This window comes from Microbacterium oxydans (assembly GCF_900095745.1).
GTDB classification, from domain to species: Bacteria; Actinomycetota; Actinomycetes; order Actinomycetales; family Microbacteriaceae; genus Microbacterium; species Microbacterium oxydans_B.
In genome coordinates, this window is the sequence record NZ_FMIR01000010.1 from 140,874 (window position 1) to 166,843 (window position 25,970).

The 25,970-nt window shown below is 69.5% G+C and carries 21 protein-coding genes; 10 read left to right on the forward strand and 11 right to left on the reverse strand.

What is annotated here, in order from left to right; all coding sequences use genetic code 11:
* Positions 1 to 25 precede the first annotated feature (25 nt).
* Positions 26 to 1,393, forward strand: coding sequence for a DNA repair protein RadA (gene radA / locus BQ2383_RS04465; RefSeq protein WP_091030160.1), 1,368 nt, complete (start codon positions 26 to 28; stop codon positions 1,391 to 1,393).
* Positions 1,394 to 1,434: 41 nt separating this feature from the next.
* On the opposite strand, the gene BQ2383_RS04470 is transcribed toward radA, so the two are convergent.
* The 4 genes from BQ2383_RS04470 to BQ2383_RS04485 form a co-directional block, all read right to left on the reverse strand.
* Positions 1,435 to 1,845 (reverse strand): dehydrogenase, encoded by a 411-nt coding sequence (locus tag BQ2383_RS04470; protein ID WP_091030163.1) that lies wholly within the window; start codon positions 1,843 to 1,845, stop codon positions 1,435 to 1,437.
* A 343-nt stretch (positions 1,846 to 2,188) separates the two neighbouring features.
* Entirely contained in the window at positions 2,189 to 2,833 is a 645-nt protein-coding gene (locus BQ2383_RS04475; RefSeq protein ID WP_091030164.1) for a hypothetical protein, read from the reverse strand.
* 66 nt (positions 2,834 to 2,899) lie between these two features.
* Positions 2,900 to 3,400, reverse strand: a complete 501-nt coding sequence (locus tag BQ2383_RS04480) for an amino-acid N-acetyltransferase (protein WP_091030167.1) — start codon at positions 3,398 to 3,400, stop codon at positions 2,900 to 2,902.
* Positions 3,401 to 3,512: 112 nt separating this feature from the next.
* A complete protein-coding gene (locus tag BQ2383_RS04485) occupies positions 3,513 to 6,044 on the reverse strand; it encodes an ATP-dependent Clp protease ATP-binding subunit (RefSeq protein WP_029262445.1) in 2,532 nt (843 codons plus the stop codon).
* A gap of 190 nt (positions 6,045 to 6,234) precedes the next feature.
* Between BQ2383_RS04485 and BQ2383_RS04490 the strand changes: the two genes are divergently transcribed.
* From BQ2383_RS04490 to BQ2383_RS04510, 5 genes are all read left to right on the forward strand, one after another.
* Complete coding sequence (locus BQ2383_RS04490; RefSeq protein ID WP_091030170.1) at positions 6,235 to 6,858, forward strand: hypothetical protein; 624 nt, start codon at positions 6,235 to 6,237, stop codon at positions 6,856 to 6,858.
* On the forward strand, positions 6,858 to 7,505 hold the full coding sequence (locus BQ2383_RS04495; protein WP_091030172.1) for a hypothetical protein: 648 nt from the start codon (positions 6,858 to 6,860) through the stop codon (positions 7,503 to 7,505). The genes BQ2383_RS04490 and BQ2383_RS04495 overlap by 1 nt, the downstream gene beginning before the upstream one ends.
* Positions 7,505 to 8,278, forward strand: a complete 774-nt coding sequence (locus BQ2383_RS04500) for a hypothetical protein (protein WP_091030174.1) — start codon at positions 7,505 to 7,507, stop codon at positions 8,276 to 8,278. Before BQ2383_RS04495 ends, BQ2383_RS04500 begins: the two co-directional genes overlap by 1 nt.
* A complete protein-coding gene (locus tag BQ2383_RS04505) occupies positions 8,275 to 8,511 on the forward strand; it encodes a helix-turn-helix domain-containing protein (protein ID WP_029262449.1) in 237 nt (78 codons plus the stop codon). Before BQ2383_RS04500 ends, BQ2383_RS04505 begins: the two co-directional genes overlap by 4 nt.
* A 113-nt stretch (positions 8,512 to 8,624) precedes the next feature.
* Entirely contained in the window at positions 8,625 to 10,049 is a 1,425-nt protein-coding gene (locus BQ2383_RS04510) for a dicarboxylate/amino acid:cation symporter (RefSeq protein WP_208617617.1), read from the forward strand.
* Positions 10,050 to 10,114: 65 nt separating this feature from the next.
* Here the strand turns inward: BQ2383_RS04510 and BQ2383_RS04515 are convergent, their stop codons facing one another.
* Both BQ2383_RS04515 and BQ2383_RS04520 read right to left on the reverse strand, forming a co-directional pair.
* Positions 10,115 to 11,845 carry a cation:proton antiporter gene (locus BQ2383_RS04515; protein WP_091030177.1) on the reverse strand — a complete coding sequence of 577 codons (1,731 nt, stop codon included), beginning with the start codon at positions 11,843 to 11,845 and terminating at the stop codon, positions 10,115 to 10,117.
* A 39-nt stretch (positions 11,846 to 11,884) separates the two neighbouring features.
* Positions 11,885 to 12,208 carry a MerR family transcriptional regulator gene (locus tag BQ2383_RS04520; RefSeq protein ID WP_091030179.1) on the reverse strand — a complete coding sequence of 108 codons (324 nt, stop codon included), beginning with the start codon at positions 12,206 to 12,208 and terminating at the stop codon, positions 11,885 to 11,887.
* Between the two features lie 125 nt (positions 12,209 to 12,333).
* Here BQ2383_RS04520 and BQ2383_RS04525 point away from each other — a divergent pair, with 125 nt between their 5' ends.
* The 3 genes from BQ2383_RS04525 to BQ2383_RS04535 all read left to right on the forward strand — a co-directional run bounded on the left by BQ2383_RS04525 (position 12,334) and on the right by BQ2383_RS04535 (position 14,309).
* The gene (locus BQ2383_RS04525; protein WP_029262455.1) at positions 12,334 to 12,756 is read left to right on the forward strand and encodes an Hsp20/alpha crystallin family protein; all 423 of its coding nucleotides are present in this window, start codon (positions 12,334 to 12,336) and stop codon (positions 12,754 to 12,756) included.
* Positions 12,757 to 12,939: 183 nt separating this feature from the next.
* Positions 12,940 to 13,980: an LLM class flavin-dependent oxidoreductase gene (locus tag BQ2383_RS04530; protein WP_091030183.1), complete on the forward strand. Its 1,041-nt coding sequence runs from the start codon at positions 12,940 to 12,942 to the stop codon at positions 13,978 to 13,980.
* Between the two features lie 119 nt (positions 13,981 to 14,099).
* Positions 14,100 to 14,309 (forward strand): methyltransferase, encoded by a 210-nt coding sequence (locus tag BQ2383_RS04535; protein WP_091030260.1) that lies wholly within the window; start codon positions 14,100 to 14,102, stop codon positions 14,307 to 14,309.
* A 45-nt stretch (positions 14,310 to 14,354) separates the two neighbouring features.
* Here the strand turns inward: BQ2383_RS04535 and pheA are convergent, their stop codons facing one another.
* Positions 14,355 to 15,305 (reverse strand): prephenate dehydratase, encoded by a 951-nt coding sequence (gene pheA, locus BQ2383_RS04540; protein ID WP_091030187.1) that lies wholly within the window; start codon positions 15,303 to 15,305, stop codon positions 14,355 to 14,357.
* 78 nt (positions 15,306 to 15,383) lie between these two features.
* Here pheA and pgm point away from each other — a divergent pair, with 78 nt between their 5' ends.
* Positions 15,384 to 17,027, forward strand: coding sequence for a phosphoglucomutase (alpha-D-glucose-1,6-bisphosphate-dependent) (gene pgm / locus BQ2383_RS04545; protein ID WP_029262459.1), 1,644 nt, complete (start codon positions 15,384 to 15,386; stop codon positions 17,025 to 17,027).
* Positions 17,028 to 17,092: 65 nt separating this feature from the next.
* Here pgm and BQ2383_RS04550 read toward each other — a convergent pair whose 3' ends face one another.
* From BQ2383_RS04550 to BQ2383_RS04565, 4 genes are all read right to left on the reverse strand, one after another.
* Positions 17,093 to 22,741 (reverse strand): fibronectin type III domain-containing protein, encoded by a 5,649-nt coding sequence (locus BQ2383_RS04550; protein ID WP_091030191.1) that lies wholly within the window; start codon positions 22,739 to 22,741, stop codon positions 17,093 to 17,095.
* A 239-nt stretch (positions 22,742 to 22,980) separates the two neighbouring features.
* Positions 22,981 to 24,090, reverse strand: coding sequence for a glycerate kinase (locus tag BQ2383_RS04555; protein WP_091030194.1), 1,110 nt, complete (start codon positions 24,088 to 24,090; stop codon positions 22,981 to 22,983).
* The gene (locus tag BQ2383_RS04560) at positions 24,087 to 25,157 is read right to left on the reverse strand and encodes a LacI family DNA-binding transcriptional regulator (protein ID WP_091030197.1); all 1,071 of its coding nucleotides are present in this window, start codon (positions 25,155 to 25,157) and stop codon (positions 24,087 to 24,089) included. The genes BQ2383_RS04555 and BQ2383_RS04560 overlap by 4 nt, the downstream gene beginning before the upstream one ends.
* Before the next feature lie 28 nt (positions 25,158 to 25,185).
* Positions 25,186 to 25,950 carry a sugar phosphate isomerase/epimerase family protein gene (locus tag BQ2383_RS04565; protein ID WP_091030200.1) on the reverse strand — a complete coding sequence of 255 codons (765 nt, stop codon included), beginning with the start codon at positions 25,948 to 25,950 and terminating at the stop codon, positions 25,186 to 25,188.
* Between the last annotated feature and the right edge of the window lie 20 nt (positions 25,951 to 25,970).

Genomic DNA, 25,970 nt, shown 5'->3' on the forward strand with positions numbered 1-25,970 from the left:
CCGATCCCGGCGATAGCCTGGCAGCATGGCCACCCGAAAACCCGCTCCTCCAGCCTACGTATGCACAGAATGCGGGTGGACCACCGCCAAGTGGGTCGGCCGCTGCGGCGAATGCCAGCAGTGGGGCACGGTCCAGGAGCAGGCAGCGCAGACCGGCATCCTCCGACGCGTCGGCCCCGTCGCTCCGACGGCGGATCGCGCGGCACGACCCATCACGCAGATCACGACGCAGGATGCTCCGCGGCGCTCGAGCGGTGTCGGGGAGTTCGATCGGGTGCTCGGCGGGGGCATCGTGCCGGGTGCCGCGATCCTGCTCAGCGGTGAGCCGGGCGTCGGCAAATCGACCCTGCTGCTCGAGGTCGCGGCCCAGGCGGCTCGCGGTGGACGCCGCGTCCTGTACGCGAGTGCTGAGGAATCCCCCGGCCAGGTGCGTCTGCGCGCGGAGCGCACCGGTGCCCTGCACGACGAGCTGTATCTGGCGAGCGAGACCGACCTGGCGACCATCCTCGGCCACATCGACGAGGTCAAACCGCAGCTCGTGATCGTCGACTCGGTGCAGACCGTCTCGTCGTCGCTGATCGACGGTGCCGCCGGGCAGCCGAGCCAGGTGCGCGAGGTCGCGGCGACCCTGATCCGCATCGCGAAGGACCGCGATCTGCCGATCATCATCGTGGGTCACGTGACGAAAGACGGCCAGGTCGCAGGCCCCCGCGTGCTCGAGCACCTGGTCGACGTGGTGTGCCACTTCGAGGGCGACCGGCAGACGTCGCTGCGCTTCATCCGCGCGCTCAAGAACCGCTTCGGCCCCACCGACGAGGTCGGCTGCTTCGAGATGACCGGCGACGGGATCGCCGAGGTCCCCGACCCTTCGGGCCTCTTCCTCTCGCAGGGGGCCACCGAGCCCGGCACGTGCGTCGCGATCTCGCTCGAGGGGCGCCGCGCGCTTCCCGTCGAGGTGCAGGCGCTCACGGTTCCCAGCAACGCCCCGAACCCCCGCCGCATCGTGCACGGAGTCGACTCGTCGCGCGTGGCGATGGTTCTGGCGATCCTCGAGCGGCGCGCGAACATCACGACGAGCACGCTCGACGTCTACGTGTCGACCGTGGGCGGGGTGCGCTTCACCGAACCGGCAGCCGACCTCGCGATCGCCATCGCGGTGGCCGGCTCCATCCAGCAGTTCTCGGTGCCGCGCACGGTCGCCGCCGTGGGCGAGCTCAGCCTCGCCGGCGAGATCCGTCCGGTCACCCAGGCGGCGCAGCGTCGGTCCGAGGCCGCCCGGCTCGGCTACGAGCAGGTCGTCGACGACCGGTCGAAGACGCTCCGCGCCGCGCTCGGCGATGTGCGCGCGCGCAACACGTCACGCCGTTCCGATCGCGACGTCCCGCCGTTCTGATCGGGAGCCCCTCGGCTCCCTGAGATCGGCGTACGTCCGCCTCAGGCGTCGAGCGCTTTGAGCAGCTCGATCGGGTCGGCCTGCATCGGATGCGGGCCCGCGATGTCGAGGAAGACGGTCGTGATCGGGTGCGCCGCCAGGAACTTCCGGAGCCAGTCGGACGTGTAGATGCCCACGCCGGGCGGGAGGTTGGCGGGCTTGTTCTTCGCGTCGCTGAACAACAGCAGCGCGAGGTCGCCGGTGTTCGGGTCGCGGTAGGTCCACACCTCGCCGCTGTCGAGCGGATTGTCGCGGGCTCCGGGCGTGATCAGCGGCACGACCGTGGTGCCGTTGCGCAAGGCGAGCGCGACCGCGGCGACATCCTGCTTCTCGAGCGCCAGAGCCAGAGCCTCCGACCGGAAGTCCTCGGGGGCGGGCTTCTTCTTCCCGGGTTTCGCCTTCTTCGCTGCCATGCATCCAGCTTATGCAGGCGGCGAGGCGCAGCGCGCGGAATCGACCGCGGAGACGTAAAGGGGCCCTCTCGAGTCCTCCATTGGGGACTGGGGTACTCGAGAGGGCCCTCGGACTCTCGGTGCGGCGATGTCGAAGCGCTGGGGACGCTGTAGTTCGACGCCACTGGGGATGGCATGTTGCCGCATGATGCGGAGAGTCACCTCAATGGTATCCCAAAGATCCGCGCCTGTCTGCCTCAGACAGCGAAGGCTCCCGAGGTCGCGTCTTTCCGCACGGGAAGTCGCTCGACGCGACGCATTTCGAAGGCGTTGCGGCGCGTTCCCTTCGAACTGCGAATGCGGATCAGTACAGGAGGATCTGGGTGGTCGTGAAGCTCGTGAACCCGCCGATGGAGACCTCGACGTGGTACGAGGCTCCCCCGCCGGGCGCACGCTGACGGTTCTCCTGGTCGCAGGTCTCGACGCTCGAACGGGTGCGATCCCAGGTCACCGGGTCTTTGCTGGTGACCGTCGTGCCGGCGGTGAGCGTCGCGATCATGCTGCTCGGGTTCTCCTGGCAGTCCGTCGATCGCCACCAGACGTCGGCGCCGCTGGAGATCGTGAAGACCTGCGTCGTCGATCCGACGTCGAGCGTGCAGTCCTTCGTGCCCTTGTTGGTCAACGAGATGGAGAGCTTCGGCAGGACGCCCGCGGCATAGGTCTCCGCGTCCGTGACCGCCGAGACCTCGACGTCTTTCGCCTCACACGCGACGATCGCCGGCGTCTGCTCGGCCGAGGGGCTCGGCGACGGCGACTCGGCATCGGTCGTCGGAGTCGTGGAGGGTGTCTGCGACGACGAGGACGTCGGCTTCGGAAAGGCATCCGCCGCGGCCCACGGCTTCGCGATCAGGAGCCAGATCCCGATGCCGATGGCGGCGACGAGCAGGATGAGCCCGATCACCACGACCAGGCGCCGACGACGATAGACGGCAGCGGAAGGACGGGGCATGGTTCCAGGTTAAGCGATCGTGCCCGTGGAGCCTGGGAGGCCGCGGCGGTGGTCTGCCGTGCGTCCTCAGAGCACCTTGAGCATGCGCGTGTTGCCGAGCGTGTTCGGCTTCACGTGCGCGAGATCGAGGAACTCCTCGACACCCGCGTCACCGCTGCGCAGCAGCTGGGAGTACACGTCGGGGTCGACGACCTGCTCACCGATCGGAGTGAAGCCGCGGCGGCTGAAGAATTCGACCTCGAACGTGAGGCAGAACAGGCGCGAAAGCCCGAGCGTGCGCGCATTCTCCTCGAGACGATCGACGATGGCCCGGCCGATACCGTGGTGCAGCCAGTCATCCTGCACGAGCAGGGTGCGCACCTCGCCGAGGTCTTCCCAGAACACGTGCAGCGCGCCGCATCCGATCAGCACCCCGTCAGCCTCGGCGACGACGAACTCCTGCACCGCGCCGTAGAGCACCGCCAGGTCTTTGCCGAGCAGGATGCGCTGCTCCACGAGGGGCTGCAGCAGGTTGCGGATGCCGACGATGTCGGCACTGCGCGCCGGTCGGACGATGTACTCGCTCACGGGACAAGCCTAGAACCCACGACCCGTCGCCGCCTGTGCCGGACACAGGAAAGGGGCGGATGCCGCAGCATCCGCCCCTTTCCTGATTCAGCCTTCGTGATTCAGCCGGAGGTCACTCCCCGCTGGCGACCGCCAGGTCGGGGGTGCCGGCGATCGCGCCGCCGCCGGTGTTGGCACCGACCGCGACCTTCTCGCCGCGCGGGCCGTGCTCGAACAGGAACTCCCCGTCCTTCGCGTCGACCTTCACGTGGTCGCCCGAGTTGAGCTCGCCGTGCAGGATCTTCTCCGACAGGCGGTCCTCGACCTCGTGCTGCATCGCGCGGCGCAGCGGTCGGGCGCCGAGCGCCGGGTCGAAGCCGATCTCGATGAGACGCTCCTTGGCGGCCTGCGACAGCTCGATCGTCATGTCACGGTCCAGCAGACGCTCGCCGAGGCGCTTGGCGAACAGATCGACGATCTGCACCAGCTCGGTCTTGGACAGCTGCGGGAACACGATGATGTCGTCGACACGGTTGAGGAACTCAGGCTTGAAGTGCCGCTTGAGCTCTTCGTTCACCTTGCCCTTCATCCGGTCGTAGCTGGTCGAGTCGTTGCCCTCGATCTGGAAGCCGACGGGACCGCCCGCGATGTCACGCGCACCGAGGTTGGTGGTCATGATGATGACCGTGTTCTTGAAGTCCACGATCCGACCCTGGCCGTCGGTGAGTCGACCCTCTTCGAGGATCTGCAGCAGTGAGTTGAAGATGTCGGGGTGAGCCTTCTCGATCTCGTCGAACAGCACCACGCTGAACGGCTTGCGGCGCACCTTCTCGGTGAGCTGGCCACCCTCTTCGAATCCGACGAATCCGGGAGGGGCACCGAACAGACGCGAGACCGTGTGCTTCTCACCGAACTCGCTCATGTCGAGCGAGATGAGAGCCGCCTCGTCGTCGAACAGGAACTCGGCGAGAGCCTTGGCGAGCTCGGTCTTTCCGACACCCGTGGGGCCGGCGAAGATGAACGAGCCCGAGGGGCGCTTCGGGTCCTTGAGACCGGCACGCTGACGACGGATGGTCTTGGAGAGGGCGGCGATCGCCTCTTCCTGACCGACGACGCGCTGGTGCAGAGCCTTCTCCATGAAGACGAGTCGGCTGGACTCCTCTTCCGTGAGCTTGAAGACGGGGATGCCGGTGGCCTGTGCGAGCACCTCGGCGATCAGACCCTCGTCGACGACCGCAGAGGTCGCGACGTCGCCCGCACGCCACTGCTTCTCGAGACGCAGACGCTCGGCGAGGAGGCTCTTCTCCTCGTCGCGGAGGGATGCGGCCTTCTCGAAGTCCTGCTCCTCGGAGGCGACTTCCTTCTGCTCGCGCACCGTGGCGATCTTCTCGTCGAACTCACGCAGCTCGGGCGGGCTCGACAGGATCGACAGACGCAGGCGTGCGCCGGCCTCGTCGATCAGGTCGATGGCCTTGTCCGGAAGGAACCGGTCGGAGACGTAGCGGTCGGCGAGGTTCGCCGCGGCCACGATGGCACCGTCCGTGATCTGCACCTTGTGGTGCGCCTCGTACCGGTCGCGCAGCCCCTTGAGGATGTTGATGGTGTGCGGCAGCGTCGGCTCGTTGACCTGCACCGGCTGGAAGCGGCGCTCGAGCGCAGCATCCTTCTCGAAGTGCTTGCGGTACTCGTCGAGCGTGGTGGCACCGATCGTCTGGAGCTCACCACGGGCGAGCAGCGGCTTCAGGATGCTGGCCGCGTCGATCGCGCCCTCGGCGGCACCCGCACCCACGAGGGTGTGGATCTCGTCGATGAAGACGATGATGTCGCCGCGCGTGCGGATCTCCTTGGTGACCTTCTTCAGGCGCTCCTCGAAGTCACCGCGGTAGCGGGAACCGGCGATGAGAGAGCCGAGGTCGAGCGAGTAGAGCTGCTTGTCCTTCAGCGTCTCGGGCACATCGCCCTTGACGATCGCCTGGGCCAGACCCTCGACGACGGCGGTCTTGCCGACGCCGGGCTCGCCGATCAGGACGGGGTTGTTCTTGGAGCGGCGGGAGAGGATCTGCATGACCCGCTCCGCCTCCTTCTCGCGCCCGATCACCGGGTCGAGCTTGTTGTCGCGGGCGGCCTGGGTGAGGTTGCGACCGAACTGGTCGAGCACCGCGGAACCACCCTGGGTGCCGGCAGGCGAGTCGTTGGTCTGCGCACCGACGGATGCCGGCTCGCGGCCAGGGGCTCCGGAGAGCAACTGGATGACCTGCTGGCGGACCTTGTTGAGGTCGGCGCCGAGCTTGACGAGCACCTGAGCGGCGACGCCCTCACCCTCGCGGATGAGGCCGAGCAGGATGTGCTCGGTGCCGATGTAGTTGTGGCCGAGCTGCAGAGCCTCGCGGAGGCTGAGCTCGAGCACCTTCTTGGCGCGCGGCGTGAACGGGATGTGCCCGGTCGGCTGCTGCTGACCCTGGCCGATGATGTCCTGCACCTGTTCGCGCACGGCGTCGAGGGAGATGCCGAGGCTCTCGAGGGCCTTGGCGGCGACGCCTTCGCCCTCGTGGATGAGACCGAGCAGGATGTGCTCGGTGCCGATGTAGTTGTGGTTGAGCATCTTCGCCTCTTCTTGGGCGAGGACGACCACTCGACGGGCTCGGTCCGTGAATCTCTCGAACATGCTGTGACTCCTTATTCGCACGGGGCGAAGCGCTGACACCTATGGCGTTCTCTGCGCCTGTACATCGAGAGTAACCACCGCGCAGGGCAGGTATGCCCGTGTTCGCCGTGGGCATACCGGGGGTTGACCGAGTTATCGACAGTCGTTATGTTAACGACAGTCGATAACAACCGAACTCAAGGAGGCAGCGATGCGCACCAGAGAAGGACGCCCCTCACTCGTCGACGGGATCGCTCTCGGACTCATCGCCACCGGCGCCGTCAGCGTCGGGATCGGCGCGATCGTCGCCGTCACCTCGGCCGCATCCGAGATCTTCGGCACCGCGCCGACCGTGTCGATGCCCGTGCACGACGTCGACCTGACCGCGCTGGACGGAGTCTCCGGTGTGAGCGCGGCGACGGTCGACACCGCGCTCGTCACGGTTCCGGCGATGCCTTCGGGCGCCCGCTGGATGCTGCTCCTCGAGACGCTGCTCCCCGCCCTCGCGACCGTGGCGCTGTGCGCCGGCGTCTGGTGGCTCGGCGTCTCCCTCATCCGCTCGCGACCGTTCCGCTCCTCACTCAGCTGGATGTTCGGCGTCGCCGCCTCTCTGATGATCGCCGGATCGCTGTTCGGACAGTTCGCCGGCGGCATCGGTCGAGCCATGATCGTGCAGGACCTCGCCACCACCGATCCGCAGGTCGAGGACGTGCTGTGGACGCTCCTCGTGCAGTTCGACCTCGCGCCGGTGGGCTGGGCGTTCGCCCTCGCCCTCGTCGCCGGCCTGTTCGAGATCGGCCGAAGACTGCAGCGCGAAACGGAAGGACTCGTCTGATGACCACGACCAACACGACCACCAGGGCCACCCGATCCGAGACGGCGGATGCCATCACCGTGATCCTCTACGCCGCCGCGGCGCTGGTCACGGTCGCGTTCGCCACGATCCTGCGCGTCGCGAGAACGTTCCGTGAGACCGGAATCGCCTGGACGATCCCGATCGACCAGCAGCCGATCTCGGCGACGACCGACTCGGGCGCCATCTCGATCGAAGGGTTCGCCGACGAGGCGATGATCATCGCGAGCGGCGTGGATACGGTATCGATCGTCGCGATCATCGCCGCGATCGCGCTGTGGGCTCTCGCCGCGCTCCTGGTGATCGCGAGCGTGACCCTGGTCGCCTGGAACTTCCTGCGCGGCCGGTTCTTCGTCCGCGCGAACGTCTGGGCGTTCAACATCATCGGCTGGACGCTCGTGGGAGCGCCGATCCTGATCGTGATGCTGGAGACCATGGGGCGCAACGGCGTGACGAGCGCCCTCGGTCTCGGCGACGGTGAGCCCGTACATCTGGTCGAGTTCTGGACGATCGCGCCGTTCTTCGCCACCGGGGTGACGGTCGGCCTGGTGGCCGTCGCATTCCGCCGCGGCATCCGCCTGCAGCACGAGAAGGCGGCGCTCGAGAAGGAGACGGAGGGACTCGTCTGATGCTCACCTTCGGATCTGACGAGCTCGGACAATCCCTGCTCTTCATCGGGATCGGGCTCGCGGTGATCGCCCTGATCGTGGCGGTCGTCGTCTGGAACAGTCGCCGCCGCGGGAGCCGCACCGTCGCCCTCGATGCCGCCCTCACCCTCTCAGCGTGGTGGATCCTGCTCTCGGCCGTGGGCGCAGTGATCGTCATCGCGAAAGCGTTCACCGTCGACTGGGCCGAGCTCCACGGCGAGACGAACGTCTGGGTGGCATGGCCGGCGGACCTTCCGTGCTCCGAATTCGGCGACAGCGCGACGACCATGCTCACCTGCAGCGGGTCGTCGCTCGCGGATTTCACGGTCGGGAACGCCTCCCTCGGGCTTCGCCTCCTCGCGGCAGCGGCACAGCTGAGCACCCTCGCCCTGACGACCATGCCCGCCGTGATCCTCGCGGTCATCTGCTTCCACACGCTGCGCGGACGCGTGTTCTCGCGCACGGTCACGCGGGCTCTCGTGGGTGGCGCCATCGCGGTCCTCGTGTTCGGCGTCGCGGCCGACCTGCTGAGCGGCATCGCCGCGACCACCGGCCTGCGCGAGGTGTTCCCGCCCGACAGCGAGTGGTACCCCTCGGCCTATCAGCTCACCGTCACCCCTCTCCCCTTCGGAGCCGCGCTCGCCCTCGTCGCCCTCGCCGCCGTCTTCCGCCAGGGATCGCGGCTCGAGCAGGACAGGGCTCGCCTGCAGGAGGAGACCGAGCGTCTGCAGAAGGACACGGAGGGACTGGTGTGACCCCGGCCGAGAGCGACGACGAGCTCACCGGCATCCACTGCCGGCTCGACGAGCTGCTCGCCGACCGGGGGATGACGCTCACGGAGCTCAGCGCCACGGTGGGGGTGAGCATCGTGAACCTGTCGGTGCTGAAGAACGACCGCGCCCGCGCCATCCGGTACTCGACACTTCGCGCGATCTGCGAGGCGCTCGACTGCGAGGTGGGCGAGCTGCTCGTGCTGGCCCCGCGCTGACGCAACACCCGCGTCATCGTTCGTCACATCCGCCCAGGGAATTCTCAGGCAGACGTAGCGTTGGGCCTCAGGGCGCGCACTCGGCGCGCCGTGATTCTGGAGTCCCCACCCTCATGAGCACCACCGCACGCGCCCAGAAGGCGCCTGACACCCGCGGGCCGGTCCGGAAGCTGCTGACCTCGTTCGGCTTCCAGATCCTCGCAGCCCTCGTCCTCGGCGTCGCCGCCGGCCTGATCGGCCGCCAGCTCGGAGCCACGGCAGAGAACCCGAACGGCCTGTCGGCGACCCTCGACACCATCGGCAACTCGTACGTCACGCTGCTGCGCGCCGCCGTCGTCCCGCTGATCTTCACGGCCATCGTCGCCAGCATCTCGAACCTGCGTCGCGTGCAGAACGCCGCACGCCTGGCCGGCCAGACGATCCTGTGGTTCGCGATCACCGCGTTCATCGCGGTCATCATCGGCATCGTCCTCGGCCTCGTGATTCAGCCGGGCAACCGCGCCGGCGAGGGTCTCGAGACCGGCGAGCCGTACACGGTGGGCACCTGGTGGAACTTCCTGCTGGGCCTGATCCCGCAGAACTTCCTCGGCCTGACGGTCAACACCTCGCCGGGTGAGGTCGACGGCACCTTCTCGTCGAGCGTCGGATTCAACATCCTCCAGGTCATCGTGGTCGCGGCCGTCATCGGCATCGCGGCCCTCAAGGCCGGCAAGAAGGCCGAGCCCTTCCTCGTCTTCACCGAGTCGCTGCTGAAGGTCATCCAGCGCGTGCTGTGGTGGATCATCCGCATCGCCCCGCTCGGCACGTTCGGCCTCATCGGCTCGGCCGTGATCAAGTACGGCTGGGAGAAGCTCGCCTCCCTGGGCTGGTTCGCGGCCGCCGTCTACATCGGCCTCGCGCTCGTGCTGTTCGTCGTGTACCCGATCCTGGTGCGCACGCACGGCCTGTCGATCAAGCAGTACTTCTCGGGTGTGTGGCCCGCCGTGCAGCTGGCCTTCGTCAGCCGCTCCTCGATCGGCACACTGCCCCTCACCGAGCGCGTCACCGAGCGCAACCTCGGTGTGCCGCGCTCTTACGCGTCGTTCGCCGTGCCGCTCGGCGCCACCACCAAGATGGACGGCTGCGCCGCGATCTACCCGGCCATCGCGGCGATCTTCGTGGCCCAGTTCTTCGGCATCGAGCTGAACTTCGTGCAGTACCTGCTGATCGTGATCGTCTCGGTCGTCGGCTCCGCCGCCACCGCCGGCACCACCGGCGCGGTCGTCATGCTCACGCTGACGCTGTCGACCCTGGGCCTGCCGCTCGAGGGCGTCGGACTGCTGCTCGCGATCGACCCGATCCTCGACATGGGCCGCACCGCGGTCAACGTCGCGGGCCAGGCACTGATCCCGACCATCGTCGCCAAGCGTGAGGGCATCCTGAACGAGGAGCTCTACAACGCGCCGCGCGAGGGCCTGCCCTTCGCCGACGACTCCGGCGACGACGAGGCACCCGAAGCGGATGCCGCCTCGGACAAGGAGCCGGTCAGCGCCCGCTGAACCCATTCCCGCCTCGCACAGAGCGCCCCGCCCCTTCTCGGGACGGGGCGCTCTGCCGTTTCAGGTCATGCCCGGCTCTGCTGACGGGTCGCGCCACGGGTGTCGAGCGCGAGCTCCTCGGCATCCATCGCGGCGATCAGCTCGCGCATCACCTCTTCGTCGAGGTTGCCGGCATCACGCTCGGCGAGGAGGATCTCGCGCCGCACCTGCAGCCATCCCCGGGACAGGGCGACGAGGTCTTCGTACGACGGGCGGCTCGCGGCATCCTCCACCTTCTGCGCCTCGTCGGTGTCTTTCTCGACCCGGGTCATGCGCTTCGTGAACGCGTCGAACACACTCAGATCGACCTCCCCGTACTTCGCCTCCCACTCGACCCGCTTCTCGGCCAGGAACTCCTTGCCGGCCTCGCGGCTCTTCGCCCTGACGTCGGCGAGCGCCGCTTCGTCTTCCTTCTCATCGGCGTCGCTGGCGATCCCGAGGCTCCGGATGAGCAGCGGCAGTGTGAGCCCCTGCAGCAGCAGCGTGCCGACGGTGACGATGAACGCGACCACGACGATCGCGTGCGAGGCCTCGCTGTCGAGCGTCGCGAGGTCGGCGGCGGCCACCGCGATCGCGAGGGTGACCACGCCGCGCATGCCCGCCCAGGAGATGACGGCGCTGTCCTTCCAGGTGAGCTTGAGCCCCGCCATCCGGTCGCGCACGATCTGGCTGCGCAGCTCGTCGGCGGTGTAGTCCCCCCAGCGTCGGGACTTGCGGTGCCGCTTCGCGAACTCGCCGCTCTGCACGCCGCGATCCCACCGTTCGAGCTTCCTGCGGTCCTGGAAGTTCGCCCAGGCGCTCGTCGGATAGATGTAGAGCGGCCGCACGATCAGGACGACCAGCAGCACGGCCCCCGAGAGCAGGAGGATGTGCCCGACCGACTCGCTGCCGAGATCGCGGAGCACCCGCGGGAACTGCAGTCCGATGTAGGCGAACACGAAGCTCTCCAGCAGCAGGTCGGCCGAGAGCCAGAGCGGCTTCTCCTGCTGACGGGTCGTGTAGTCGGTGCGCGGGGAGTTGTAGCCGACGTAGAGACCCATCGCGACGACGGCGAGAACGCCGGAGCCCAGCAGATGCTCGGCGATCGCGTAGGCGCCGAACGGAGCGAGGAGCCCGAACGTGCCGATCACGACCGCATCGCTGATGCGCATCCGCAGCTGGTGCAGGACGATGCCGAACACGAGGCCGATGCCGACCCCGATCACGACGGCGAGCAGGAACTGCCCGATCCCACCCCAGACCGAGACCGTGGCGCCGGCGAGGATCGCCGCGAACACCCGGTACAGCGTGAGCGAGGTGGCGTCGTTGATGAGACTCTCGCCGGAGAGGACGGTCATGATCCGGCGGGGCAGACCGAGTCGGCGACCGATCGCCGCGGCGGACACCGCATCGGGCGGGGCGACGATCGCACCGAGCAGCAGCGCGCCGGGGAGGGTGAGCGCGGGGAAGATCCACCAGGCCACGAATCCGACGGCGAGGGCGGTGATCAGCACGAGCCAGATGCCGAGTCGCCGGATCTGCGGGAGGCTGCGCTTGAACCCGACGAAGGACACGTCGAGCGCCGCCGAGTACAACAGCGGCGGCAGCACCAGGCTGAGGAGCAGGTGCCCGTCGATGTCGATGTCGGGGACGAACGGGAGGAAGGAGACGGCGAGCGCCACGACCGTCACCAGCAGCGGCGCCGGCCACCCTCGTGAGCGCGCGAACGCCGCCACCGCGACCGAGCCGACGAGGACGTAGAAGATACCCGCTTCCATGAGGGAAGCGTATCGCCGCCCCGCAGGGCAATGCGTCGATCAGACGCGGCGCGAGGCGGGCCCGACGGGTTCGGTGACGGACTCCGCGCTGTCGGCGAGCGATTCGCGCAGGTCGGCGTTTTCGTCCTGCAACTCGAGCACCCGGGCGATCCCGACGATGTTGAGGCCGTCGTCTCGCAGCTGCGCCGCGCGCCGAAGCCGGTCGATGTCGTCGTCGCTGTACCGCCGAGTGCCGCCCTCGCTCCGCGCCGGCAGGAGCAGGCCCTTGCTCTCGAACAGCCGCAGCGTCGCTTCGGGAAGGTCGACGAGCTGGGCCGCCACGGCGATGCCGTAGAGCGGTGTGCGTGAGTCGCGGTGCGTCATCCTGAAAAGTCCCTCAGCTCGAGTTGCGAGTTTTACGAAGTTGTTCTATAAAAAATCTACAGCAAGAGATGCAGATAACCTGCATCGAAACCTCGCCCGAATGGGCCGCACGAAAGGAGACACCCATGGCACTCACCTTCGATCCCTTCAGTCAGCTCGATCGCTTCGCCGCGAGCGTGCTGGACTCCGTTCGCGCACCCCGGCTGATGCCGGTGGACCTGTACCGCGACGGCGACCGGTATATCCTGCACGCCGACCTGCCGGGAGTCGATCCCGGATCGATCGACGTCGACCTCGACGGCGGCCAGCTGACCCTCCGGGCGCAGCGCACGGCCGACAGCCGAGAAGGCGTGCGCTGGCTCGCCCGCGAGCGCGGCGCAGGTTCGTTCCTGCGGCAGTTCTCACTCGGCGAGGGCGTCGACCTCGACGGCATCAGCGCCTCGTACGACAGCGGCGTGCTCTCGGTGATCATCCCCGTGAGCGAACGCGCCAAGCCGCGCAAGATCACCGTGGAGTCCACCGAGCAGCGCCAGGCCATCGACGCCTGACCCTCCGGGGGCGGCGCCGCGTGCGCCGCCCCCTCGCCTCGCTCCCCGAGCAGAGCTACAGCGCCGCCTGGCACATCCGCTGCCGACTCGCGCGCCGGACTCTCCAGGAAGCTTTGACCCCCGCCACGCCGCTCGCGGCCTGATCGGGGAATGCCGGAGGGCGGCGGCGGGTTGTCCCTCGGGATGAATGACGTCGCCCTCTCCGTCCTCGACCTCGTCCCGGTGCGCACCGGCCAGACCAGTGCCGAGGCCATCGCCGCCTCCCTGTCCCTCGCCCAGATCGCCGATCGGCTCGGCTACCGCCGGTACTGGTTCGCCGAGCACCACAACATGCCGTCGGTGGCATCCACCACACCTCCGGTACTGATCGCGGCGGCCGCCACCCGCACCTCCCGCATGCGCCTGGGCTCCGGCGGCGTGATGCTGCCCAACCACGCCCCGCTCATCGTCGCCGAGCAGTTCGCGGCGCTCGAGGCGATCGCGCCCGGACGCATCGACCTGGGTCTCGGCCGCGCCCCCGGCAGTGACCCCGTCATCACCCAGCTGCTGCGCGGCTCGGGCACCACGAGCGACGTCGAGCAGTTCCCCCGCCACGTGCAGGACATCGCAGCCCTCCTCTCCGCCGACGGTGCCGCGCTGCGTTTCACCTCGGGCGGCGAGTACACCGTGCGCGCGACACCCGCCGCGACCGGCACCCCCGAGGTGTGGCTGCTCGGTTCGAGCGACTACTCGGCGCAGCTGGCCGCCTCGCACGGCCTGCCCTACGTCTTCGCGAACCACTTCTCGGGTCAGGGCCTCGAGCGCGCGCTCGACCTGTACCGCACCGGCTACCGTCCGAGCGAGGAGCACCCGGAGCCGCGCACCTTCCTCACGGTGAACGCGGTCGCCGCACCCACGCAGGAGGAGGCGGAGGCACGCGCCCTCCCGCAGCTGCGCATGATGGCGCGACTGCGCCTGAATCAGCCGCTCGCCGCGCTCGAGACCGTCGAGCAGGCGGCCGCCGCCGAGACCGACGCCGCGACCGACGAGGTCGTGCAGGCCGCCCGCTCGCGCTGGTTCGTGGGTACGGGCGAGAGTGTGGCCGCGGAGATCGGCGCCTTCGCCGAACGATACGGCGTCGACGAGGTCATGCTGTCTCCGGTCGCCGGCGCCTACGACGCCGAGCCGAACGACGCACCGACCGGTCGCGCACAGACACTCGAGCTCATCGCCGCAGCACGCTGATCACCTGTCAAGCCCTGGTTTTCCCGCCGGTTCAGGCGTAGCGTCACGAACAGTGCCGTCGACAGGGGCGCAGCCCCTTCGGCGATCGCACTGTCGGCAGCAGCAGAAGGAGTTCGATGATGAGCACCACCAAGACTCTCGCCCTCTGGGTCGCCTATGGCCGCAACGGCGTCGTCGGCAGCATCCGCCACGATGACGACGGCTACACGGTGACGATGGTCGGCTCCGACGAGGTGACCGGGACGTACCCGAACCTCGCGTCGGCCAAGGGTGCCCTGCATTCCCATATGGCTCCGGGCAGCGACTGGCCGCGTTTCCAGGAGCACTGAACCACGGCATCCGCCTGACCGTGCTGGGCGGTCGGGCGGGTGGCGTCAGACGTCGGGCTCGCCGGAGAGGATTCCGCGCAGCCAGTCGCGCGCCTCGATGAAGATGTCGTCGGAGTAGCGCTCGGGGTAGTGCACGATCTGCCGGTCGGCGCGCGGGTACGAACCGAGAAACACCACGCGAGGGCTGAACCGCCGGATGCCGAGCAGCGCATCGGCCATGCGCTCGTGCTCGATGTGCCCGTCGGCGTCGATGACGAACCGGTAGCGGCCGAGTTCGTCGCCGATCGGCCGCGATTCGATGAGCGACAGGTTTATGCCGCGGGTCGAGAACTGCTCGAGCATCTCGAGGAGCGAGCCGGGGTGGTCGTGCGGGAGCTCGACGATCAGTGAGGTCTTGTCCGCCCCGGTCGGCTCGGGTGAACGGGTCGTGCGGGTGACGAGCACGAAGCGGGTCACGGCCTGGGCGTTGTCGCCGATGCCCTCTGCGAGCACGTCGACGTCGTAGTGGTTCACGATGCCCGGTGCCGCGATGGCTGCCTGCGCGGGCAGCGTGCCGTCGAGGACGCCGATCGCGGATGCGACGTTGCTCGATGCGGGCACGTGCGAGTGCGAGGGGAGGTGTGCGCCGAGCCAACCGTGGCACTGGGCATAGGCGACCGGATGCGCCGCGATCACCTCGACCTGGTCGAGCGTCGTCCCCCGCGGCGCGACCAGCACGAAGTTGACCCGCACCAGGTATTCGCCGACGATGCGCAGGCCGGGGAGCGTCGCGAGGGCATCTTGCGTGGTGGAGACGCCGCCCTCGATCGAGTTCTCGATCGCGATCATCGCGGCGTCGCTGCGGCCCTCGAGCACGTCGGCCAGAGCTTCACCGACGTTGTGCACGGAGCGCCACTGCTGACCGCGGGCCTCGGCCACCTGCTCCAGCGCCGCCTCCGTGAAGGTTCCGGCAGGGCCCAGATAGCTGTAGGTACGGCGTTCAGTCACGGGTTTCACCTTATCCCTCTGCCGGGAGAGCGATATGCGGATGACTTCGCGGATGCGAACCGGGCGATCAGGGGGCAGACTGAAGAGATGACCAGCCGTGCCGGCCTCCCCGCGGAGGAAAGTGACCTGATCGATGTCGACGAGCTGATCGCCGCGTACTACGACCGCACGCCGAACCCAGAAGTCGCCGCCGAGAGGGTCGTGTTCGGCACGAGCGGCCACCGCGGTTCGTCGCTGTCGAACAGCTTCAACGAGAACCACATCCTCGCCACGACTCAGGCGATCGTGGACTACCGGGCGGCCCAGGGCATCGCCGGTCCGCTGTTCCTCGGCCGCGACACGCATGCACTCTCGCTGCCCGCCGAGCGCAGCGCGATCGAGGTGCTGCTCGCCAACGGTGTGGATGTGCGCGTCGACTCCCGCGACTCGTGGGTGCCGACGCCGGCGCTCAGCCACGCGATCCTCACCTACAACCGCGGACGCGCGGCGGACGACCCGGGCCGCGCCGACGGCATCGTCGTGACCCCGTCGCACAACCCTCCGCGTGACGGCGGCTTCAAGTACAACCCGCCGCACGGCGGACCCGCCGACACCGATGCCACCGGCTGGATCGCCGACCGGGCGAACGCGCTGATCGCCGCGGGGCTCGAGGGCGTCAAGTCGGTGCGGTTCGCCGACGTCGACTGGGATGCGCTCAACGGCTACGACTTCCGCGACGCCTACGTGCGTGACCTGCCCTCGATCATCGACATCGATGCGATCCGCACCGCCGGGGTCAGCATCGGCGCCGACCCCCTGGGCGGAGCATCCGTCGAGTACTGGTCGCTGATCGCCGAGATGCACGATCTCGACCTCACCGTCGTGAATCCCGAGGTCGACCCGACCTGGCGCTTCATGACCCTGGACTGGGACGAGAAGATCCGGATGGACCCGTCGTCGCCCTCGGCGATGGCCTCGTTGGTCGCGAAGAAGGGTTCCTACGACGTCCTCACCGGGAATGACGCCGACGCCGACCGGCACGGCATCGTCACCCCGGATGCCGGGCTGATGAACCCGAACCACTACCTGGCCGTCGCGATCGACTACCTCTTCTCGCACCGGCAGGACTGGCCGCGGGATGCCGCGATCGGCAAGACGCTCGTGTCGTCGATGATCATCGACCGCGTCGCCGAGTCGCTCGGCCGGCGCCTGCTGGAGGTGCCCGTCGGGTTCAAGTGGTTCGTGCCCGGCCTGCTCGACGGCTCGGTCGCGTTCGGCGGCGAGGAGTCTGCCGGAGCATCCTTCCTCCGCCGAGACGGCTCGGTCTGGTCGACCGACAAGGACGGCATCCTGCTGTGCCTGTTGGCCGCCGAGATCATCGCCGTCACCGGCAAGACGCCGTCGGAGCGCTACCGCGAGCTGGAGGCTGCCTTCGGCGCATCCGCCTATCAGCGCGTCGATGCTCCCGCGACGCCCGAGCAGAAGGCGACGCTCGCGAAGCTCGCTCCCGAGGCCGTGACGGCGACGACTCTGGCCGGCGAAGACATCTCGGCGAAGCTCTCGCACGCACCGGGCAACGGCGCGGCGATCGGTGGCCTCAAGGTGCAGACCGAGCACGCCTGGTTCGCCGCCCGGCCGTCGGGCACCGAAGACGTCTACAAGTTGTACGCCGAGAGTCTGCGCGGCCCGGAGCACCTCGCCGAGGTGCAGGCCGAGGCGCGCGCCGTGGTGTCGGCTGCGCTCGAGGGCTGACCCGAGCGCTTCTGCGCCGCAGAGGGTCGAGGGAGCGACCGGGTCGCTCCCTCGACCCTCTGTCGTCAGCGCTTGACGTAGGTCTCGGCCTGCTTCTTGACCGCCTCGGTCACCACACCCGTGCCACCGAGGATGACGATCTTCTGGGGCTTCAGACGCGCCAGCTCCTGAGCGACCACCGGCGGCAGCGCCCCCGGCTCCGTCAGGAGCACCGGACCACCGAAGTGCCCCGCCGCGGCCGCACCGGCCAACGCATCCGGGAAGTCCCGCCCGTTCGCGAGATACACCACCGGCACGCCAGCTGTCGGGAATGACGCCACCGAGACCGCTACCGCCGTCTCATACCGACCAGGACCCGACTGACGGGAAACACCGCCCGTCGTGTACGCACCCGCCTGCTTCTTGACCGCCTCGGTCACCACACCAGTGCCACCGAGGATCACGATCCGCTGCGGCTTCAGACGCGCCAGCTCCGCCGCCACCACCGGCGGCAACGCGCCCGGCTCCGTCAACAGCACCGGACCACCGAAGTGTCCCGCCGCCGCCGCACCGGCCAACGCATCCGGGAAGCCTCGCCCGTTCGCGAGATACACCACCGGCACACCGGCCGTCGGGAACGACGCCACCGAGACCGCCACCGCCGTCTCATACCGCCCCGGACCCGACTGCCGAGTCACGCCGCCTGTCGTGTAGGCACCCGCCTGCTTCTTGACCGCCTCGGACACCACACCCGTGCCACCGAGGATCACGATCTTCTGCGGCTTCAGACGCGCCAGCTCCGCGGCCACGACGGGTGGCAACGCGCCCGGCTCCGTCAACAGCACCGGACCACCGAAGTGCCCCGCCGCCGCTGCGCCCGCCAACGCATCCGGGAAGTCCCGCCCGTTCGCGAGATACACCACCGGCACACCTGCCGTCGGGAACGACGCCACCGACACCGCCACCGCCGTCTCATACCGACCAGGACCCGACTGACGGGAAACCGCGGCGACGGCAGCCTTCGGCGTGACGGCGGCGGATGCGGCAGAGGCCGCAGAGGAGCCGACCGCGTTCGTCGCCTTCACCGTGAACGTGTATGCCGTCCCGTTCGCGAGGCCCGTGACCGTGGCCGTCGTGGCACCCGTGGTCGTGGCGGTCTTGCCGCCGGGCTGCGCCGTCACCGTGTAGCCCGTGATCGCGGACCCGCCGTTCGACCCCGACGCCGTCCACGACACCGTCGCCTGGGCGTTGCCGGCCACCGCCGACACCGCGGTCGGGGCCACCGGAGCGGTCGGGGCGGTCGTCGGCGTCACGGCCGCGGAGGCGGCAGACGCGACAGACGTGCCGATCGCATTCTTCGCCGTGACCGTGAACGTGTAGGCCGTTCCGTTCGTGAGCCCGGTGACCGTCGCGGTCGTCGCACCCGTCGTCGTCACCTTGGCACCGCCCGGCGACGCCGTCACGGTGTAACCCGTGATCGCAGACCCGCCGTTCGAGGTCGGGGCCTTCCACGACACCGTCGCCTGCCCGTTGCCGGCCACCGCCGACACCGCGGTCGGGGCGCCGGGAGCCTTCGGTGCGGCCACAGGGGTGACCGCGTCCGAGACGGCCGATGCCACGGACGTCCCGACGGCGTTCGTCGCCGTGACGATGAACTTGTACGCGGTGCCGTTCGTGAGTCCGGTGACCGTCCCGGTCGTCGCACCCGTCGTCGTCACCTTGGCACCGCCCGGCGACGCCGTCACGGTGTAACCCGTGATCGCAGACCCGCCGTTCGAGGTCGGCGCCTTCCACGACACCACGGCCTGCCCGTCGCCGGGAACGGCCGACACCGCGGTCGGAGCGGTCGGCACCGTCAGGGGCTTGAGCGTGGTGAACGAGACCCGCGGCGATTCCACACCGCTGCCGACCGCGTTCACCGCGGTCACAGACGCCGCATAGGTCGTCTGCGCGGTGAGCCCGGTGAGCGAGAAGGACGCACCGGTGACGGCGATCTCTCGGACGAGCGCTCCCCCGGTGTAGATCCGCACCGAGTACCCGGTGATCGGAGATCCTCCCGAGGCGGGCGCCGTCCAGTCGAGCTGTGCGGCCGTGTCCTGCAGCTTCGACACGACGGGCACCGTCGGAGCCTTCGGCACCGACGGCTTCGCCTTCACGGTCAGCGTCGCGATGTCCGTCGTCTTCGTCGATCCTCCAGACGTGAAGACGGCGCGCACCGCTGTGCCGGAGTCGGCCAGCGTTCCGGTCAGCGCGAGCGTCGTGTCGGTCGCACCCGCGATCGTCGTGAACGTCGCGGCTCCCTGCTTGCGCTTCTCCCACCGGATCGTCGGGGCCGTCGCGCCCGATGCGGCGGCACGGAAGGTCGCCGTCTCACCGTCGGTCACGGTCACGTCGGCGGGCTGTCGCTGAATCGTGAACTCATCGCTGATGGACTGCTCGGGCGTGCGCGGCTCCTCCCCCGAGGCGAGCGCACGCAGCTGCGGCGAGACGCTCACAGTCCCTCCGGCGGACACCTCCACGGCATCCGCCTCGCGCAACGTCTTCTTGCCGTCGAACCACGTCGTGCCCGTCGTCGGCGAGTACACGTACAACCCGTACGATCCCGCCTCAACCGGAGGCAGGGTGTAGGTGCCATGCTCATCCGTTGTGGTCTCGACGTCGAGGATCGTTCCCCCTGGCGTGGCACCAAACATCTGAGTCAGCGGTGCGAAGAACGCCCCGATCCCCGTGTCCGGCATCGACGCGAGGCCGACCGTGGCCCCGGCGAGCGGGTTGCCGTCGGCGTCGAGCACCGACCCGATGATGACGCCGCCGAGACGCATGGAGGCGTCGACGGCCGTGACCGGCTTGCCCGCGACGCTGATCTTCGTCGCGGTTCCCGAGGTCGTGGCATCCTTCCACCACTCCTCGACGTACAGTCCGTTCCAGTTCACGAAGCGCACGGTGTAGGTGCCGTCGGCCAGGGCGGGAGTGCGATAGGTGCCATCGCCGGAGGTGGTCGCCGAGGCGACGATCTCCCCCGCGGCGTTCCAGACATCGACCTGGATGCCGGGCAGCGGATTCGTCGTGTTCTCGCCGGTCGCCCGGCCGCTCACGCGCTGCCCCTTGGCGAGCGCGAACGTGATGTCCTTGAGATCCGTGCCGGCGACGGTGACGCGTCGTGTCGCGGCCGAGTAGGTGGCAGAACCCTCCGCCGCGACGACGTCCCAGGCGCCGGGGGCCCCGACCACGACGCGGTAGGTCCCGTCGGACTGGGTCATGCCGTAGGCGGTCGAGTAGGTGACGAGCGACTGCGCCCGCACGGATGCCCCGGACACCGGCTCACCCGTCGCCGCATCGGTCAGGCGTCCGCTGACCGCCCAGCCCCGCTGCGTCGCGATGTCGAGCACGGTCGGCTTGCCGGCGACGACGGTGAACGGCGTCGTCGTCTCGCGCAGCGCGTCGCCGTTCGGGGAGAATCCGGAGGTGCGCACACGGTAGACGCCCGGTTCCACGGAGAACCCGAACTGCGCACCGGTCGGGTACGACGAGTCCACGTAGTTCCACCACTCGCCGTCCTGGCGCTCGATCGTCACGTCGACGCGCGCGATCTGCGATCCGTCGGTCGTCCGCAACGCCCCCGTGACGTTCAGGTTCTTGCGCAGATCGAAGTCGACGCCGCCGAAGACCTTTCCGGGCAGGACCGTGATCGGCGTGACACCATCGGGAGACTCGGAGCCGTTCCAGTAGACGCCGTTGACCGAGACGATCCACGTGCCCGTCAGTCCGGAGACCTCCCACTTCACGGCCGAGCCGTCGGTGGTCGGCACCGCGATGGAGCGCTGATCGGAGCCGTCCTGCTTGCTCAACGAGACCCAGTACGACTGACCTGCGATGCTCGGCGTGAGGCTTCCGCTGATCGTGCCGCCGAGGACGGCGGTGACGTCGGCGCGGAACGTCGCGTCGAGGCCGAGCTCGATCACCGTGGCAGCCGGATCGTTCGCGGTGGCTCCGTACCAGACATCGACCACGCCGCTCGTGCCGGAGGTGACCTTGACGACGTAGTTCTCGCGGTTCAGACCCTTGACCGTGTATCGGCCCTGCGCATCCGTGGTCGCCGTGGCGACCGGCTGGAAGGTGTTGTGCGCCGCGAACACGGAGATCGTGGCGCCCTTCACCGCGGCACCGCCCGCGAAGGAGACGGTGCCGGCGATCGAGCCGCCCTTCACCGCGACGAAGTCGATGCCGTCGTAGACCGTGCCATCCGTCGTCGCACGCACGAGATCCGCCTCGGCCGCGCTCCTCTTGCCGTCGTACCACTGCTGCGGCGCTCCCGTGGAGCCCGCCTGGCTCAGACCGACGGTGTACTCCCCCGCCGCCAGCGGGTAGGACGAGTACGAGCCGTCGGCAGCGGTCACGGTGGACCCGACGTCGTTGCCCGCCAGACGGAACCAGACCGTGTCGCCTTCTCGAGGCGTCCCGTCGGGGTCGGTCGACGTGCCGGAGATGCGCACACCGGCCGTCACCGTGGCGTCGCGGCCGGTCAGCGAACCGGAGGCCGCCGTGACGGTGATGGTCCCGGCATCCTCCCAGCTGCCGACGCCGGGCCAGTACGTGGGCGGTCCGGAACTGGAGAAGCTCAGGTCATAGGTACCGGGAACGACGTTGATGAGGGTGTACGTGCCGTTGGCCGCAGTGGACGCGGACCGGGAGAGGCTCCCCGCCACCCACGGGCGAGGGTTCAGCGTGACACCGGCGCCTTCGACGGGGTTCCCCTTGAGATCGCGGACCGTGCCCGAGATGGTCCGGGAGCTCACCGTCACGCCGATCCCGATGTTCGCCACCGCACCGTTCACGACGATCAGCTTCGCCGTTTCGTACGAGGTTCCTCCGTGGTACGCGTCGATACCCAGGCCGTACGCGCTCACCGATGCGCGATACGTACCCTTGGGGACGGTCACCGACCAGGGCGTCGAGCCCGTCTGGATCGAGAGGGGCAGATCGAACTGCATGCCGTCCGCCGACAGCTGGAGCCGCGCCTCGGTGAGCGACAGGGGGCCCGTGACCGCCACGGTTCCCGACACCTGCTGTCCCGCGACGAGCGCGACATCGCCCAGCGTCGAGACGGCCGCGACCGGCTCGAGGACCCACTGATCCTCCGCCCAGTTGCCGGGAAGGATCTTGCGGTCCGTGCCGAGCGTTCCGGCGACATAGCCCGCCCCCGGGGTCACCAGGAGATAGAACGGACGCGCCGTGTCGACGTGCATCGTGAAGGTGCCGTCTGCGCCGGTGGTGACCTGAGCCAACAGGCCGGGACCATCGCCGTAGATGGCCTCCGCGCGGAGGTTCACTCCCCTGACGGCTGCTCCGGCGGGGGTCACGAAGCGTCCGGAGACGGTGACCCTCACCACCTCGCCGTAGCTCGATTCCGGCGGGCCCGCCTCGGTCGCTGCCGCACCGGCGATGCGCGACTGCGTCGACGGGGCATCCTGGGTCGGCGGTACGGCGTCGGAAGAGGCGTCGTCGGAAGAAGCATCGTCGGAAGAAGCATCGCGGGATGAGACGTCACCGAGTTCGGTGCTGATCTGCGCTCCGTGGGCCGCGGAGACCACGGCGGGGTCGTCGCTGACCAGATCCGGTGCCGCTGCGGTGACGATCGTCGGGGTCGCGGGTGCGATCTCGCCGGCGACGGCGGGCACTGCGGAGGAGGCGATCAGCGCGAGTGCGGTGAGCAGGACTCCGCCGGTGCGGAGCATGCGGGACCCCAGCCCCCGGTGGGATTCGGACAGCGCAGCGCGACGGCGCGAACGGACAGGACTCACGGACAATCTCCCCTAGATCGAGCGAAGCCGGCTCAGTCCATTCGATCGAACAACCGGTATTCTGCGCTGATCGTAGCAGAGGGCGAACCCTACGTCGGATGAACAATTTCCGACGGAGACAACGCCGTGTCACGGCCGCATCCGAGGCCTCAGGCCCGCCTGCAGGGCCTGAGTCAGGACGCCGCGGCGCGGGCCAGCACGGCGCCGGCCTCCCGCAGCCAGTGCGCGGGGTCGGCGAGAGCTGCGTCGGAGGATCCGGCAAGATCGGTGAGAGACACGGATACCGTGAACAGCGCGGTGTCGGCATCCGCGGTGATGCGTCCGGCGGCGAGTAACGCGCGGGTGCCCGCCGCAGCGGCGAGGCCGGCGAGGAACGAGGGCACCTTGCCGTCGCCGGACTGTCCGTCGTAGGAGCCCTCACCGGTGATGACGATGTCGGCGTCGGCGATCGCGTCGGCGAGGCCGATGAGCTCGGCCACCTCGGCGGCGCCGGGAGCGAGCACGCCGCCCCACACGACGAGCGCGGCACCGGTGCCGCCCGCCGCGCCGTTGCCCTCCCCCGCCGGGTCGATGCCCAGCAGCTCGGCGAGGCGGCGCAGACCGTCGTCGACGAGCGCGATGTCCGCCATCGCGCGCAGCCCCTTCTGCGGGCCGAACACCGCGGCCGCACCCCGTGGGCCGGTGAGCGGGTTGGTGACGTCGGTCAGCACGCGCACCTCGGGCGCCGCTCGCAACCCCGTCAGGTCGACCGCGGCGATCTCGGCGAGCCCTCGGGCACCGCGGGCCACGGGCACGCCGGACGCGTCGAGGAACCGCGCACCCAGCGCGGTGAGCATCCCGGTGCCGCCGTCGGTCGAGGCGCTCGACCCGATGCCGACCACGAGACACGAGACGCCGTGGTCGAGGGCTGCGGCCATGGCCTGGCCGAGACCCCTCGTGTCGGCATCCCAGGGCCGCAGCTCGTCGAGGAGCTCGATTCCGGAGGTCAAGCCGAGGTCGACCACCGCGGTTCCCGCGGGCGCATCCTCGCTCGGCGGCAGCAGCAGCCACGAAGTGTCGACGCGCGTTCCGGAAGGACCGTCGACGACGACCGGCATCCGGACCGCGCCAGGGACCGCGGCCTCGAATGCGGCGACCGTGCCCTCCCCGCCGTCTGCCATCGGCCGATGCACGAACTCGGCGGCGGGATCCACCGCGGCCCAGCCCTCGGCGAGCGCGGCCGCGGCATCGGCCGCCGTGATCGTGCCCTTGAAGCTGTCGGGCGCCAGCACCACGCGGGTCATCGGGTGATCGCGGGAGTGCTCGCCCGCACGACGACCTCGACAGGGAGCGGCGACTGTTCCCAGTCGGCGTCGACCGTCGCACGGAACGCCTGGTAGCCCACCTCGGTCAGCGGCACGCGGACGGTCGTCAGAGCCGGTGACACATCGCTCGCGGCCGGCACGTCGTCGAAGCCGCAGACCGCGATGTCCGCACCGATCTCACGACCGGCATCGCGGATGGCCGACATCGCGCCGATCGCGACGACGTCGCTGATCGCGAAGACGAGGGTTCCCGCCGGCACCCCGTCGGCGAGCGCGGCTGCCATGCCCGCACTCCCCGATTCACGTCGGAAGTCGCCCCGCCGCACGCTCTCCACCACGCCTCCGGAGGCCTCGAACCCGGCGCGGAAGCCGGCCAGGCGATCGTCGGAGGTACGCACGCCCTCGGCGGCGCCCAGGATGATCGCCGAGCGGTAACCGAGCTCAGCCATTCGCCGCGCCAGCGTCTCGGCACCGGAACGGTTGTCGATCTCGATGCGGCGGTCGGCATCGCCGTCCGGCCCGAAGGCGACGACCGTGCCGCCCAGGCGGGCGAACTCGGCGAGCTCGTGCGCGGTGTCGACCTCCATCGGCTCCTGCGTGCGAGAAGCCGCGAGGATCAGCCCGCGCGGCCGCTGACCGCGCAGGGCACGCACGATCCGCGCCTCCCGCGCCTGGTCGCGTTCGGTGATCGCGATCGTCACGACCAGCCCGTGCTCATCGGCACCACGCGCGACGCCGGACGCGATCAGACCGAAGTAGGGGTCGGCGATGTCGGCGACGAGCAGGGCGATGACGGGGGACGTTCCCCGGGCGATCGCCTGGGCGGAGACGTTGGCCGTGTAGCCGAGCTTCGCGGCCGCGGCTTCGACGCGTTCGCGGAACGACTCGGCCACCTTGCGCTCCGAGCCGTTGAGCGCGCGCGAGGCCGTCGCCAGGGAGACACCGGCTTCCCGCGCCACATCGTGCAGCGTGGGCGCGGGGCCGCGGGGATGACGCGAGGCGCGCTCCGACGCCGGCCGCTCCGCGGGCGATGCGGGGTTGGTCATGTCTCCGAGCCTACTTCCCGACTCTTCGTCACTCGGGCCTCTCGAGATAGTCGCGCAGCGCTGCCGCTTCGCGTGCGAGCAGGGCCGGATCGTCGCCGGGTATGAACTCGAGAAGCGCATCCCGTGGGGGCGCTGCGGCCGACGTCGCCGCCGCGAAGAACCGCGTCCACAGCGCATCCCGCGCCCGCAGCGGCAGCCGCTCGTCCTGCGGCCACCAGGAGAAGACATGCGCCGCGCTCGTGTGCGCGGCGAGCGCGAGGTACTCCTCCAGCACGGTGTCGACCGAGGCTCCGACCGTCGGCTGCCAGTACGTCGAGAGCGCGGGGCTTCCGACCTCGTCGAGCAGCCGCAGTGTGGTCGGCGCCGTGTCGGCGAGCGTGCGGGAATGGAACTCGAGGGCGAGCGTGATGCCGCGGCCTGCCGCCTCCGCTGTCGCGGCCTGCACCCGGTCGACCACCGCGCTCCAGTCGCCGGCGGTCGCGGCATCCGAGCCGATCCTGCCCGCCCAGATGCGCACCCGGTCGGCGCCGAGCGCCTCGGCGCTGTCGAGCACCGGCGTCAGGGGCTCGTCCGCTCCGGCACGGAAGTACGACCCATACGACGCGACCGCGAGGCCCGCGTCGGCAGTGAGGCGGGCGACCTCCCCGGCTCGGACGATGTCTCCCGACGGCACGTGCACGTCGCCGCCCCACTCGATCGCCTCGAGCCCGGCATCCGCTGCGAGCTCGACGATCCGCTCGGGCGCGAGCTCGCGGAACGTCACCGAGCACAGTCCGGGGCGGGTGCGGGTCATGGCGTCATCCTCTCAGTCCC